At 50.6% G+C, this 13,302-nt stretch carries 14 protein-coding genes; 8 read left to right on the top strand and 6 right to left on the bottom strand.

From position 1 onward, the window contains the following. Positions 1–31 precede the first annotated feature (31 nt). Genes argH through B4N58_RS03930 form a run of 3 tightly spaced genes read left to right on the top strand, consistent with a single transcriptional unit; the run spans position 32 to position 3,416 of the window. Complete coding sequence (gene argH / locus B4N58_RS03940) at positions 32–1,456, top strand: argininosuccinate lyase (protein ID WP_291746024.1); 1,425 nt, start codon at positions 32–34, stop codon at positions 1,454–1,456. Between the two features lie 2 nt (positions 1,457–1,458). Then, on the top strand, positions 1,459–1,977 hold the full coding sequence (locus B4N58_RS03935) for a TRAP transporter small permease subunit (RefSeq protein ID WP_291746022.1): 519 nt from the start codon (positions 1,459–1,461) through the stop codon (positions 1,975–1,977). Then, positions 1,968–3,416: a TRAP transporter large permease gene (locus tag B4N58_RS03930; protein WP_291746019.1), complete on the top strand. Its 1,449-nt coding sequence runs from the start codon at positions 1,968–1,970 to the stop codon at positions 3,414–3,416. The genes B4N58_RS03935 and B4N58_RS03930 overlap by 10 nt, the downstream gene beginning before the upstream one ends. A gap of 52 nt (positions 3,417–3,468) precedes the next feature. Here B4N58_RS03930 and B4N58_RS03925 read toward each other — a convergent pair whose 3' ends face one another. The 4 genes from B4N58_RS03925 to pmbA form a co-directional block, all read right to left on the bottom strand. Then, positions 3,469–4,614: a sensor histidine kinase gene (locus tag B4N58_RS03925; RefSeq protein ID WP_008252874.1), complete on the bottom strand. Its 1,146-nt coding sequence runs from the start codon at positions 4,612–4,614 to the stop codon at positions 3,469–3,471. Positions 4,615–4,624: 10 nt separating this feature from the next. After that, entirely contained in the window at positions 4,625–5,293 is a 669-nt protein-coding gene (locus tag B4N58_RS03920) for a response regulator transcription factor (protein WP_291746016.1), read from the bottom strand. 215 nt (positions 5,294–5,508) lie between these two features. Next, positions 5,509–6,597: a TRAP transporter substrate-binding protein gene (locus tag B4N58_RS03915; RefSeq protein ID WP_291746014.1), complete on the bottom strand. Its 1,089-nt coding sequence runs from the start codon at positions 6,595–6,597 to the stop codon at positions 5,509–5,511. A gap of 18 nt (positions 6,598–6,615) precedes the next feature. Then, complete coding sequence (pmbA, locus tag B4N58_RS03910; RefSeq protein WP_291746011.1) at positions 6,616–7,968, bottom strand: metalloprotease PmbA; 1,353 nt, start codon at positions 7,966–7,968, stop codon at positions 6,616–6,618. Positions 7,969–7,995: 27 nt separating this feature from the next. Between pmbA and yjgA the strand changes: the two genes are divergently transcribed. From yjgA to B4N58_RS03890, 4 genes are all read left to right on the top strand, one after another. Next, positions 7,996–8,550, top strand: a complete 555-nt coding sequence (gene yjgA / locus B4N58_RS03905) for a ribosome biogenesis factor YjgA (protein ID WP_291746008.1) — start codon at positions 7,996–7,998, stop codon at positions 8,548–8,550. Beyond that, complete coding sequence (mog, locus tag B4N58_RS03900) at positions 8,547–9,152, top strand: molybdopterin adenylyltransferase (protein WP_291746004.1); 606 nt, start codon at positions 8,547–8,549, stop codon at positions 9,150–9,152. Before yjgA ends, mog begins: the two co-directional genes overlap by 4 nt. Continuing rightward, positions 9,149–9,814, top strand: coding sequence for an alpha/beta hydrolase (locus B4N58_RS03895; protein WP_008252884.1), 666 nt, complete (start codon positions 9,149–9,151; stop codon positions 9,812–9,814). Before mog ends, B4N58_RS03895 begins: the two co-directional genes overlap by 4 nt. Positions 9,815–9,884: 70 nt before the next feature. After that, positions 9,885–10,139 (top strand): DUF3717 domain-containing protein, encoded by a 255-nt coding sequence (locus B4N58_RS03890; protein WP_008252885.1) that lies wholly within the window; start codon positions 9,885–9,887, stop codon positions 10,137–10,139. Between the two features lie 19 nt (positions 10,140–10,158). Here B4N58_RS03890 and B4N58_RS03885 read toward each other — a convergent pair whose 3' ends face one another. Then, entirely contained in the window at positions 10,159–11,373 is a 1,215-nt protein-coding gene (locus tag B4N58_RS03885) for a PcfJ domain-containing protein (protein WP_291745999.1), read from the bottom strand. Positions 11,374–11,488: 115 nt separating this feature from the next. Here B4N58_RS03885 and B4N58_RS03880 point away from each other — a divergent pair, with 115 nt between their 5' ends. Beyond that, entirely contained in the window at positions 11,489–12,292 is an 804-nt protein-coding gene (locus B4N58_RS03880; protein ID WP_291746185.1) for a crotonase/enoyl-CoA hydratase family protein, read from the top strand. Between the two features lie 45 nt (positions 12,293–12,337). On the opposite strand, the gene B4N58_RS03875 is transcribed toward B4N58_RS03880, so the two are convergent. Beyond that, positions 12,338–12,763, bottom strand: a complete 426-nt coding sequence (locus B4N58_RS03875) for a hypothetical protein (RefSeq protein WP_291745996.1) — start codon at positions 12,761–12,763, stop codon at positions 12,338–12,340. Positions 12,764–13,302 lie beyond the last annotated feature (539 nt).

Genomic DNA, 13,302 nt, shown 5'->3' with positions numbered 1-13,302 from the left:
GCCCTGTTCCAAAGTGCATAAAGGATTACCCATGTCGAACCAATGGTCCAAAAAACAGGAAGCATGGTCAGCCCGATTCAACGAACCCATGTCCGAGCTGGTCAAGCGCTACACGGCATCTGTGTTTTTTGACAAACGACTGGCCGAGTTCGACATTCAAGGCTCATTGGCCCATGCCACGATGTTGTCAGAGTCAGGCGTGATCACTGCATCCGATCTTCAGGCAATACAAAGCGGCATGTCGCAAATTCTGGATGAAATCAAGGCGGGTCAGTTTACTTGGCAGCTGGATCTTGAAGACGTGCACTTGAATATTGAACGCAGGCTCACTGAATTGGTGGGAGATGCTGGCAAACGCCTCCACACAGGCCGCTCTCGCAACGACCAGGTGGCCACGGACATTCGCCTGTTTTTGCGTCACGAGGTAGATCGCATTCAGGGATTGCTGAAGGCACTTATCAATGCACTGATCACGGTGGCGGAACGCAACCACGATACTGTGATGCCTGGCTTTACCCACTTGCAGGTGGCCCAACCTGTTACTTTCGGGCACCACTTGCTGGCTTATGCAGAAATGTTTGAACGCGACCTGGAGCGCATGCACGATTGCCGCAAGCGAATTAACAGACTGCCATTGGGCGCTGCCGCGCTAGCGGGGACCACGTTCCCGATCAATCGCAATCGCACGTCTGAACTGCTTGAATTTGATGCGCCAACTCGCAACAGCCTTGACTCCGTTTCCGACCGTGACTTTGCAATTGAGTTTTGTTCGGCCAGCAGTATTTTGATGATGCACGTGTCACGCCTGTCTGAAGAATTGATTATCTGGATGAGCCAACGTTATGCATTCATCGATCTGCCCGATCGTTTCTGCACAGGTTCGTCCATCATGCCGCAAAAGAAAAACCCGGATGTACCCGAACTGGCACGCGGTAAAACCGGCCGCGTTTACGGGCACTTGATGGGCCTGCTGACCTTGATGAAAGGACAGCCGTTGGCTTACAACAAAGACAATCAGGAAGACAAAGAACCCCTGTTCGACACGGTTGATACAGTGGTCGACACACTTACCATTTTTGCCGAAATGGTCGAAGGCATTCAAGTAAAAACCGACAATATGCGCGCTGCTACCCTGGAAGGCTATGCAACTGCAACCGACTTGGCTGATGCCTTGGTCAAGCGCGGCATGCCATTCCGTGATGCACACGAGGCTGTTGCCCGCGCAGTGCGCTACTGCGATACCCAGCAATGTGGTCTTGAGGCGCTTTCCGTGCCACAACTGCAAGAGGCGCTCAAATTAACCGAGCTGGGTTACAGCGACGACTTGGTGAATCAGGAACTGTGCGCTGTGCTTACCTTGGAAGGCTCGCTACAGGCTCGTAACCACGTGGGTGGCACCAACCCCGAGCAGGTGAAGGCTGCTGCAGCCGAAACCCGCAAGCGCCTGGGTTTGTAGAATTGAAGGGGCTGCTGGTCATTTCATGCGGCATTGATCGCTTAAACACCTGGCTTGGGCTGACAGTAGGTTGGTTAATACTGCTCACCACCCTGGTGTCGGCCTACAACGCAGTGGTCCGCAAAGTGTTTGACACCAGCAGCAATGGTTTACTTGAAATTCAGTGGTATTTGTTCGGCGCCGTGTTTTTGTTGGGTGCCGCTTACACCCTCCAACAAAATGCCCATGTGCGAATCGATGTGCTTTCCAATCGGTTTTCCGAATCGACTCGTGCATGGGTCGACATTCTGGGGCATGTACTCTTCACCTTGCCTTTAATTGGTTTCGTTCTTGTTTCAGGTTGGGACTTCGCCTACGAATCGTTTCGAATCAATGAATACTCCGCTGATCCTGGTGGATTGATTCGCTGGCCTGCCAAGGCATTAATAGTCGTGGGTTTCGCGTTGCTTGGTTTGCAAGTGTGTTCCGAGATCATTAAAAAAATCGCCGTACTTCAAGGGCACCCCACACCATGCCAGTAATTCCGGTCGAATGGTTGGCCCCGCTCATGTTCGCTGTGTTGTTGCTGTTCATGATCAGCGGTTTTCCGGTCGCATTCGCCTTGGCTGCAAACGGTCTTTTGTTTGGCTACATTGCCATTGAGCAAGGCTTAATGAATGTGGCCTTGCTGCAGGCGCTTCCGGATCGAATATTCGGAATCATGAGCAACGACACCCTGCTCGCCATTCCGTTTTTCACTTTCATGGGCTTGGTGCTCGAACGCAGCGGAATGGCCGAAGACCTGCTTGAAACCATTGGCCAATTGTTTGGCAAGGTGCGAGGCGGTTTGGCTTATGCGGTAGTGTTGGTCGGCGCTTTATTGGCCGCCACGACAGGCGTAGTAGCGGCCTCGGTCATATCCATGGGGCTAATCTCTTTGCCCATCATGCTTAAATACGGCTACAGCCAATCTGTGTCCACAGGTGTCATTGCCGCCTCCGGAACTCTGGCCCAAATTATTCCACCATCGCTGGTTTTAATTGTCATGGCCGATCAACTGGGGGTTTCAGTGGGAGCCATGTACCAAGGGGCACTCATTCCTTCACTGTTGCTGGTGTCTATGTACATCGGCTATGTGTTTGTAATCACCCGGTTGCAAAAAAACGCCCTACCCGCTTTGCCTCCAGAGGCCTGTTATCTGGGCCAAGGCAACTCAAGTTTGCTAATACTCAAGGCGGTGATTTTTGTTTTAATGCCGCCATTGGCCTTGGTCTTTCTGGTGCTTGGTACCATTTTTCTGGGTATTGCTACGCCCACTGAGGGCGGTGCCATGGGCGCGGTAGGCGCTTTGATGATTGCAGCCTCCAAGAAAAGGTTGAATTTGGATTTACTGAAACAATCGATCGATTCCACCACCAAACTTTCCTGCTTTGTATTGTTCATCTTGATTGGCTCTACCGTGTTTGGTCTGACCTTCCGGGCCGTAGAAGGCGATCTGTGGGTAGAGCATCTGATGGGCGATTTGCCAGGCGGTGAACTGGGATTTCTGATCGCAGTACAAATTCTGATTTTTGTACTGGGCTTTTTTCTGGATTTCTTTGAAATTGCGTTTATCGTGATTCCATTGCTTGTGCCGGTGGCCGACAAACTTGGCATAGACTTGGTGTGGTTCGGAGTCATGATAGCCATGAACATGCAAACCTCTTTTCTCACCCCACCATTTGGATTCTCTCTGTTCTACCTGAAATCAGTTACTCCCAAGGTGGTCAAAACACTTGAAATTTACAAAGGCTCTTTGCCGTTTATTGCCTTGCAAATGTTGATGGTACTGCTCATTTTTGTATTCCCCCAACTGGTAAGTCAGGAGGAAAAAGTGAAATACAAAGACAGCCCATTACAATTGAATCTGCCGACCCAAAATTATGGGGGCGGCAATGATCCAGCCGAGCAACAACCATTTGTTCCAAGTTTTAGCGAATAGTGTCCTGCTAAACGACAATTCTTGGAAAGTCACTCCACCCGTGGACAAAAAACTAGCCAGTTTTCTTGGAGTTCAAGACTACAACTTCAGCCTTGTTTAAAATCCGATCGGCAAGTTCCAGCACAAACACCGTGCCTCCCTCTTTGACATTGCACATCGACAAGTTCCATTCCATTTCCTGACAAAGGCGTTTTACCACGTACAAGCCTATGCCTGTTTTAGGAAGGTCGCTACCGAAGGTCGAGTACCTCGCCACCTGATGCTGCAGGATGTCTTCTTGAAGGCCTGGGCCTGAATCTTTGACAGTGAACCTGTGAATGCCGCCGTGGCGTCGATAAGAAAATGCCACGCCGCCTTCAAGCGTGTGTTCAACTGCATTGAATACCAGGTTTCCCATGACCCGCTTTAACCGACGGGCATCGGTGTGAATCAGGAATTCCTCGACATCGACATTGAAAGTCAGCCCTTTGGTCTCAGCCAACTGCCCCATCCACCCTTCAAGTGATTTGCAAAGTTCCGTACTGGAAATGCTCTCTATCCGTTTTTCGCGTTGCTCACCCAACTCGAGCCGGGTGGCCTCCAGCATGTTCTCTGCCAAATCATGAAGCCACCTTTGGCAACTGGTCATTTGACGAATCACCTGATTGGATGCCGCGTGTTGATGGAAACTATCCAGCGAGGGATGACCCACCAGTAAACCGAGTGCGTGCAGTGGCTGGCGCATGTCATGCTGTACACCTGCCAACCAACGCAACCTGTCCTTCCATTCGCTGAGCACCCCGTGTTTGGCATTGCGCCACCTCGCCTGCTGAGTTCGCCGGTTTTGAATTCGTTGTTTTGCAATGCTGTATCGGTGCTGTCTTTCCAGCAAAACCGCCAACAGGGTAAAGGGCGAAACCCAGCACAACACAGCAAAACTGAGATGCTGCCAATTCAGCGACAACACCCAACCACCAAACGCAGAAGCGAATACCAGAAACCAAAGTTTTTCAGTTGGAGGAACCCGAAAAGCTCGCCTGCAAGACACCTTGGCATTGAGCAGACAACCGCTGATGAATGCGATATAGGCCAACTGAGATTGAGCCCCGGTGTCCAATCCCAACAACTGAAAAGACAACGGTAACAAACACAGGGAAGCCAACAAACATGCATCGTAGTGTTGCTGTACCCATGCACTGAGCCGGTTGATGTGTCTCATGGAGCGCAGCTTAATCGGAATACACCTCGTCGGTCTTTTGTTCTTGCCAAGCGCGGTAGAGCATGGCCGCCTCTAGACGATTTCGTGCATTCAGGCGCGCCAGGATACTTCGAACGTGGGTTTTAACTGTTTCCGGGGAAAGGCCCAAATTCTGGGCAATCTCGTGATTGGATTCACCTTTGGCAATGCGGTATAAGACGGACACTTGCCGCTCGGTTATTCGGGCCATTCGCTGCCCAATAGTAAACCCACTTGCATGTTGGGTTTTTTGACTGATTTGATCAGTCCAGTTGTTGCGACGCAAACGCAAAACCATGCTGTCCAAAACGCTAAGCACACGGTCTTGGGTAATGCCCTTGGATACGAATTCGGTTTCCGGGTACTCATCAGCCATATCACCCAGAATTTCTTCGTTTCCTGAAATGACAAGAGTACGGCTGTAATCAAAAGTTTCAAGCGCGGTTTCAAGCACCTTTTCTGGTGCCATGTCAGGGAGACCCAAATCAAGAAGCACAAGGTCTGGCTGCTCGAAGCGACTGTGCTCTAACGCTGGCCCGATACGGCTGAACAACTTGACCTCAAGATCGGAGTAACGCGAGTTCATGATGTCTCGCAAAGCCATGGCAATAATTGGGTGATCGTCAATAATAAATACGCGTAGCTGATTAGGAGTCGACATAATTTTGTCCCATACAAGTCAAGTGTCAGAAACTGTCGTTCAGAAGTGAATAGAGCCCTTGCCATTCATTACGACAGCCAAAAGAAGTGCGAACAACCCCGATAGGGGCGACACTGCGTTGGGTGACTTGTGCCTAGCTTTTGGTTCCATTAAACGAAAAAGAGCGGCCAGTCAGCCGCTCTTTATATCTGACCCCTATTACGAAGGTCAAAAACTTACTTCGATCTGGGTATGTAGGAGGCCATGGAGTTTTCAGCAACCCGGAACCAGTTGTTTTGATCATTCCGGAAGCGATTCCAAGATGTGAATATTTTCTTGAATTTCAGATTGTTTTTAGACTCGTCTGCGTAAAGCTTTTCAGCTTCCTTGTAGGCCGCATCCAGAATATCGCGTGGATAAATTCGAAGCTGGGCGCCCGATTGAATCAATCGATTCAGCGCAGCCGGATTCTTGGCATCGTATTCTGCCGTCATGGTGATGTTGACTTCGGCTGCCGCCACTTCCAAAGCTGACTGATAATTTTTTGGAAGCTTGTTCCAGGCATCCAGATTGATGTAAAAGCTCAATGAAGGACCTGGCTCCCAAAACCCAGGGTAATAGTAAAACTTGGCCACTTTCTGAAAGCCAAGTTTTTCATCGTCATAAGGACCAACCCATTCGGCTGCATCAATGGTGCCCTTTTCCAAGGCAGGGTAAATGTCACCACCGGCAATGGTTTGGGGTACAGCACCCAAGGCTGCCATAATTTTGCCGCCAAAGCCCGGAATTCGAACTTTCAACCCTTTCAGGTCGTTCAGGTTTTTGACTTCCTTGCGCCACCATCCGCCCATTTGGGTGCCGGTGTTACCGCCCGGCAAATTGATGATGTTGTAATCTTTCAAAAACTCACGGGTCATTTGCAAACCACCACCGTGATAAAGCCAGGCGTTTTGTTGGCGAGCGGTTAAGCCAAAGGGCAGGCCTGCTTCAAACGCGAAAGTGGCATCTTTGCCCACGTAGTAGTAGCCAGCAGTGTGGCCACACTCTACGGTGCCACGCTGCACTGCATCCAGCACCTGAAGGCCAGGTACAATTTCGCCGGCTGCAAAAGGGCGAATGTCGAACTTGCCACCCGTTAATTCAGAGACCCGCTTGGCCAACTGGGGCGCAGCACCCCACAGCGCATCCAGGCTTTTGGGGAAACTGGAGGTGAGGCGCCAACGAACACTGGGGCCATCGGCGGCAAACGCGGCTGTTCCCGATGCCGCTGTTGCGGTGGCGGCTGCTCCCAAACCTGCCTTTTTGAGAAAGGAACGACGTTCCATTGCTTAGTCTCCTTCTTTTTAGTTCCCTGCAACGGTCATTGATTCAATCAAAATACTGCCAACATGCTTGCTGCCGCGCCAATAGGCATCGTCGCCCACAGCCACAATATTGGCCAACATGTCTTTCAAATTGCCTGCAATTGTAATTTCCTCAACCGGGTGAACAATAATGCCGTTCTCCACCCAGTAGCCAAATGCACCGCGTGAGTAATCGCCGGTAACGCCATTCACGCCCTGCCCCATCATCTCAGTGACCAACAAGCCCGTGCCCATAGTTTTCAGCAAGGCATCCAGGCCGCCCGAAACGGTTTTGGTGGAGCTGAGAATCAGGTTGTGCGTACCGCCGGCGTTGCCCGTGGTTTCCATGCCCAATTTGCGCGCGGAATAGCTTGAAAGGAAGTAACCATTGCACACGCCTTTTTTCACCACCGTGCGCGCCTTGACTTTGACGCCCTCTTCATCGAACGGTGAACTGCCGTGCGCACCTTCAATGAACGGATCTTCCTTGATGGTGATGTGGGGAGCCCAAACGGGCTTGCCCAGGGAGTTAAGCAGGAAACTGGTTTTGCGGTACAAGGAGGAACCCGACACTGCGCCCACGTAATGGCTGACCAGGCTTGCCGCGATTGGGGCTTCAAAAATAACAGGGCAGTTGCGCGTAGTGATCGGCTTGGACCCCAAGCGAGCCAAGGCACGTTGTGCCGCGTAGGCACCAATTTTTGCGGGCTTGGCCAGGTCTTTGGCTTTGCGCTCGGAGGAATACCAGAAGTCACGCTGCATGGGGCTGTCTTTTGACTTCTTGGCCTGCGCAATGGGCGACACTGACAAGGAGTGACGTGAATACGGATAACCGCCCTTGAAGCCCTTGCTGTTGGCCGCATAGAAGTGGCCAGACTCTGTGGACACATTGGCGCCATCCGAATTTCGAATGTGCTTGCTGACATCAAACGCAGCCTGCTCCATGGCCAGGGCTTTTTCAACCGCTTTCGCGGTGCTCAAATTCCAGGGGTGATACAAATCAAGGTCGCGGTGCCTTTTGGAAATATTTTCCTCATCAGGCAAACCTGCAAATTTGTCAGCGGCCGTGTATTTGGCAATGTCCAAAGCGGCGCGAATGGCAGAATCAATGGCCTCCAGCGAGAAATCAGAAGACGAAGCATTTCCCCGCTTTTTGCCTTTAAAAACGCTGACGCCGAAGCTTTTGTCGCGCGTGTGTTCAATGGTTTCGATTTCACCCATACGCACGCTGACCGACTGGCCCACCGCTTCGCTGATGTCGACTGCGCAATCGGTCGCCCCCAGTGATTTGGCTTTTTTCAATGCGTATTCGGTTAATTCCTGAAATGTCTCGGATTTAAAGCTAAAGCCCATATTGCCCTGCGAAAAATGCTGCCAAAAATGGCTAATATACAGCCCATGGAACCAGAAAACGAAAAACAGGGCGAGTTTGAAGAATATGATCGCCCCAGCAAGTCCTCGGTGAAGCGAGACATGCTGGCCCTGCAAGATTTGGGCAAAACCTTGTGCGAAATGCCCTACGACAAAGTCAAACGGGCACCGATCGGAGAACGCCTGCTTCTCGAGATTGCTGAATTTCACAAATGCAAATCATTTGGCGCAAAAAAACGCCAAATGCAGTTCATTGGCAAACTGATGCGTGATGAAGAGCACGAGGAAGTTCAAGCCTGGGTGAACGGCGAAACCGTAGAACAAAAATTGAAAGTGCTGCACTTGCATGCGGCCGAGCAATGGCGTGATCGCTTGATTGAAGAGCCAGGCCTGCTGGCTACTTTCATTGAAAGTTATCCAGCCGCCGCGCGCGAGAACCTGAACCCGATTATTCGGCAAGCTGTTCAGGAACGTGCAGCCAAAAAAGCCCCCCGAAATTTTCGACAGTTGTTTCAGATCATTTATCGTTTGATCGAAGAAAAAGCCGAGGAAGATGAAGCATGACTTTTGACGCTGTAAAAATTGGCTTGGTGTCGGTCAGTGACCGTGCATCTGCCGGTGTTTATCAGGATCAAGGCATTCCTAGCCTTAAAACCTGGCTACAAAACGCCTTGCAGAACCCGATTGAGTTTGTCGAGATTTTGATTCCCGACGAACAGGCCGAAATTGAAAACGCCTTGAAAAAACTGGCTGACGAGCACCAATGCAATTTGATTTGCACCACAGGTGGCACCGGCCCAGCCAAACGCGATGTGACACCTGAGGCAACACTGGCCATAGCTCACAAGGAAATGCCTGGCTTTGGCGAGCAAATGCGGCAAATCAGCCTGCATTTTGTACCCACGGCGATTCTGTCACGCCAAGTCGCTGTGATTCGAGGTGAAAGCCTGATTTTGAATTTGCCAGGTCAACCCAAGGCCATCGCTGAAACCCTGGAAGGTTTGAAAGACAAGGAAGGCAATAGCCTTGTGAAAGGTATTTTTGCCGCTGTGCCCTATTGCATCGACTTGATCGGTGGCCCTTACATGGAAACAAATGAAGCTGTGATCAAGGCGTTTCGCCCGAAGTCTGCACTGCGAAAACCCGCTGAAGGAAGTACACAATGAGCGAAAAAATCGAATGCGTCATCGTTGAAACGGGTCCCCAACCCTCTGGCTGTGTGATCTGGCTTCATGGTTTGGGTGCAGATGGTTACGACTTTGTGCCGATTGTCAAAGAGCTTGAGCAAATGGGTTTGCCCAACACCCGCTTTGTATTTCCCCATGCGCCAAAAATCCCGGTCAGCATCAATGGCGGTTATGTCATGCGCGCTTGGTACGATATTAAGAATGTCGATTTGCAACGCCAGGAAGATGAAGGTGGAATACGGCAAAGTCAGGCAGCCATTGAGCAATTGATCGACGACCAGATTGCATTGGGTTTCAAGCCTGAGCAAATCGTACTGGCCGGTTTCTCACAAGGTGGCGCAATTACTTACCAGCTTGGCTTGCGCACACGGCACAAACTTGCAGGGTTAATTGCCTTGTCCACTTACCTGCCTTGTGAAAACGCGCTGGATGCTGAGTTAAACCCGATTAATCTGGGCGTTCCAGTGCTGGCCGCGCACGGCGAGCAAGACAACATCGTTCTCATGGAGCGCGGTGAAAAAGCGGTCAAGTTGCTGCAAGACAAGGGTGTTGAAATTCAGTGGCACACTTATCCAATGGCCCATTCGGTTTGCGGTGAAGAGGTGGTGGAAATTGCCAATTTCTTAAAGCGCGTACTCTGACTTTTTACTGTATATAAAAACAGCTTTTTGGTTTATACTTGAATTCAGGAATAACCAAGCAGGTGTAAATATGCCAGCGCAAGCGCAACAGCAAATTTCCATTATTGAACTTGAGCGCGCAATCAATTATTGGCGCTCAAAATACCCGTCATCCCGAGACACCATGACACTCTGTCCCCAGGCTGCTTGTCTGGCCGAGTTGTATGCACGGATGATCATTTTTCAGGCTCACGACATTTCGATTGCCGAGTTTTCTGCAAAAGCCAGGAAAGCGTTGCGTGAAGCTGAAGAAGCCTACGCAGGTCAGCACAATCAGGCCGCTTGAATCCAAACAAGACTCCAGCTTAATTCGCACGACTTAACAACAGGTGAGCAGCGCTCCATAACTGACTTGAAACCGGCGCATTGCATGGCCCTTTCAACTGACTGATTTGCCAAGCGTTGGCGCCCACCCGTCGCAATTCAAGCGTGCCACGTTGTGGGGTGTGTCCCTTGATCTGCAAGTGAAAAATACAAATGTCGCCCGCCATGCAACGGTCGATGTAAGAAGGCACGCAATGGTGCATTTTTTTGGCCTCGCTTAGCAAAGCATTCAACGAGTTCAATTCAATAAACTCAATGTTTTCACCCAAACTGCCCATGCCCAGAATTTCGGGCCAAAATACGTTCTGACGCCCCAGGTCCAAGTCAAGTTCAATCAAATGCCAATGTGCCTGGCGGGCCATTAGGGTGTCATAGGTCCAGTTTCTAGAAATAATCACCGGGCGTTTGGTTGCGCTGGCTGCACTGCCAAGCAACCAGTCTGCAATCAACGGGAACTCCTCCAATTCAAGTTCCCTTCGATGTTCAAGCTTCAAATTGCTCTCACGGCGCTCCAGCGCTAGCCGGGTTCCCCTCAGAATATTCAACGCTGCAACCGTGTTCAAATTCTCGTGATTGCGCCTGAGCCACGTACTCAGACCACCAAAACCCAGCAAGGCTGCCGTTTGCTTGTCTACCCAGGAAATCGGGATTTTTCGATCCAGTGCAGCGTGAAAGTTTGCCCAGCTCAAGTGATTTAGTTGCCCCCAGTTGATTCGGGCGATATAGGCCGTTTTTTGACGTGTTAACCACCGCCATGTTTGCTGATTTATACCTTGAGCCAGCATACGGTTTTTGACCAGCTGCCAGTTGGGCAAATTACTCCACATGCCGCGGTCTTGAGCCAACAATGGTGCCAAAGAATGATTCTCGTCCAGCCTGTCCTGAAGCACGGATTTAAATGCAGCCACCTGGCTTAAATCAAGCAAGGTGGTGTGTTTGGGGACAATTCGCAAAGCAAGCTTAAACACACCGGCACCGTAGCGTCGGCGAATTGCGCTGGTCCAGGCCCGCTGAATGTCGTTCAGGCTGGCGGCTTCAAGCGGAAAGTCAAGCTGAGTACCAACCAAACTATCAGGAACCTGAATGCTTGGTGGGGCCTGCCACAATGAGCGCATCAAATCCGCTTTCAAATTCCATGCTGCTTCATCCGACAACACGACAAGACAAGACTCAGCCAGTTTTGCGCGGGCTTTCATGCCCCATTCAAAATAAAGTCCGGTTCGAGTGCTCACCAAACGCGCAGGCAGCCGCAGCGACTTAACTCGCGGTATGCTGGTGGTTGTGTTCAATTCAAAATCTAACAAAGGGCGCATGATGGACAGCAAAACAGAAGAACCCGTCAACATCGAGATCTTACAGCAAGGCGAGATCTGGAAGATTTCCATCAATCGGCCCGAAGCTCGCAACTGTGTTGATCGATACACCGCCGATCAGCTTGAAAAAGCATTTCAATCGTTTGAAACCGATGCGACAGCACGTGTTGCGATCCTCACAGGGGAAGGGGGCAATTTTTGTGCAGGCGCTGATCTGAAAGCTGTTGCGTCAGGTGACCCCAGTCGCGTGAACCGTATGGAAAGACATGGCGCCGGCCCCATGGGAATCAGTCGAATGGAACTGAGCAAACCAGTGATTGCTGCGGTGTCTGGCTACTGCGTGGCGGGTGGACTGGAGTTGGCCGCTTGGTGCGATCTCCGCGTGGCCGACAACACAGCAGTGTTCGGTGTATTTTGTAGACGCTTTGGTGTGCCATTGATCGATGGCGGAACAGTGCGTTTGCCACGCCTGATTGGTCAAAGCCGGGCAATGGATATGATCTTGACTGGTCGCCCTGTCGACGCTGTGGAAGCCTTTTCATGGGGTTTGGCCAACCGGCTGGAAAAAGAACGCACAGCCCTGGAGGGTGCAATCGAGCTGGCAGGTCTATTGTGCAAACACCCACAAACCTGCATGCGCAATGACCGGCAAAGCGTGCTGACTCAATGGGGATTTGGTGAACGTGAAGCACTTGAGGAGGAGTTTGAGTTTGGGTTAAACACTCTCACATCGGGTGAAACTGTTGAAGGCGCAACCGCATTCAAGGAAGGTTCGGGTCGGCACGGCGAGACTGTTCAATAATCGTATTCAGAGCGTCTAGAGATCAAGACTTCTCATCCAACCGGTTCAATTCAAGCTGACGACAACGCCAAACTGTGCTGAATTCGAAACACGGCGTGAGTCAGCTGCAGTTGAATACGTGCTGGACTCGACGCCAAAGAACCAATTGGCCAAACCACCGCGATTGGTGAGTAAATACAAACCTTGACTTTCGCTGTTCAGCGTTGCGCTGGACAAGCGGCCAGGGGTGTAAACAAGACTTAAATTTTCCTGAAGTGAAACCTGTAGACCGCCGTAAATCGCCTTGATTGAGGAATCTGCTTGTGTTTCGGAAACGACTAAACCTGCTTTGGATTCGCTCCGCTTGTTTTGAACAACCGTGCCCTCGTCTACCAGTACACCTTTGAACAAATTGACTTTGCCCAACAGGCTCGTCAATGATTTTTTTGTGTCTTGATTGGTAGAAGGTACGATTTCACGTTTGGCGAGCATTCCGCTGGCTTTCAATGCAAGCGGTTCCGCGGCACTTGAGGCCCCGAGATAAAAACATCCTGTTGACATAACAAGTGCCATCAATGCCAGCTGTTTTGAGCCAATACGCGTCATGACACTCCCCTTCCATACAGAATATTACTTACTTCAATTAACGATCACCTTGAGTTTTACTGCATTGCATGATTGGACTAACCCCATTGTGGGTGGGTACACGTTTGAGGTGAAGAATCAAGCCCCAAGCCCATTTTTAGAGTGACCAATCTACTTCAATACTTGAAAGTAACATTTTTTAGCTTTGGTGATACACTGAAATGACTACATAAAAGTCACTACTTCGAGCTACTACAACTCGCAAGTGCACTGACCACAATACCGGAGACAATACCAATGCATTCTTCTGCTCGAAGGACGGATTCCCTTTTCCCATTGACCCGTGTAGCCACTGCAACACTGCTGAGTTTGGCCTATTGCACCTTCGCCCATGCAGGTGGTACTGCATTTGACGCCACGAGCTGCGTATTCTGGCCAAATACTCC

The organism is Limnobacter sp. UBA3528, assembly GCF_002377005.1.
In the GTDB taxonomy this organism is placed as follows: domain Bacteria; phylum Pseudomonadota; class Gammaproteobacteria; order Burkholderiales; family Burkholderiaceae_B; genus Limnobacter.
The sequence above is the reverse complement of the archived record's forward strand: the minus strand, read 5'-3'. Positions and strand labels throughout refer to the sequence as shown.

What these genes read in the sequence shown, in the direction of transcription:
- B4N58_RS03890 (WP_008252885.1), top strand. Translation starts at nt 9,885, where the DNA reads ATGCCAGCGCAAGCGCAACAGCAAATTTCCATTATTGAACTTGAGCGC.
- B4N58_RS03930 (WP_291746019.1), top strand. Translation starts at nt 1,968, where the DNA reads ATGCCAGTAATTCCGGTCGAATGGTTGGCCCCGCTCATGTTCGCTGTG.
- B4N58_RS03880 (WP_291746185.1), top strand. Translation starts at nt 11,489, where the DNA reads ATGATGGACAGCAAAACAGAAGAACCCGTCAACATCGAGATCTTACAG.
- pmbA (WP_291746011.1), bottom strand. Translation starts at nt 7,968, where the DNA reads ATGGGCTTTAGCTTTAAATCCGAGACATTTCAGGAATTAACCGAATAC.
- argH (WP_291746024.1), top strand. Translation starts at nt 32, where the DNA reads ATGTCGAACCAATGGTCCAAAAAACAGGAAGCATGGTCAGCCCGATTC.
- B4N58_RS03920 (WP_291746016.1), bottom strand. Translation starts at nt 5,293, where the DNA reads ATGTCGACTCCTAATCAGCTACGCGTATTTATTATTGACGATCACCCA.
- yjgA (WP_291746008.1), top strand. Translation starts at nt 7,996, where the DNA reads ATGGCTAATATACAGCCCATGGAACCAGAAAACGAAAAACAGGGCGAG.
- B4N58_RS03875 (WP_291745996.1), bottom strand. Translation starts at nt 12,763, where the DNA reads ATGCTCGCCAAACGTGAAATCGTACCTTCTACCAATCAAGACACAAAA.
- B4N58_RS03885 (WP_291745999.1), bottom strand. Translation starts at nt 11,373, where the DNA reads ATGAAAGCCCGCGCAAAACTGGCTGAGTCTTGTCTTGTCGTGTTGTCG.
- mog (WP_291746004.1), top strand. Translation starts at nt 8,547, where the DNA reads ATGACTTTTGACGCTGTAAAAATTGGCTTGGTGTCGGTCAGTGACCGT.
- B4N58_RS03915 (WP_291746014.1), bottom strand. Translation starts at nt 6,597, where the DNA reads ATGGAACGTCGTTCCTTTCTCAAAAAGGCAGGTTTGGGAGCAGCCGCC.
- B4N58_RS03895 (WP_008252884.1), top strand. Translation starts at nt 9,149, where the DNA reads ATGAGCGAAAAAATCGAATGCGTCATCGTTGAAACGGGTCCCCAACCC.
- B4N58_RS03925 (WP_008252874.1), bottom strand. Translation starts at nt 4,614, where the DNA reads ATGAGACACATCAACCGGCTCAGTGCATGGGTACAGCAACACTACGAT.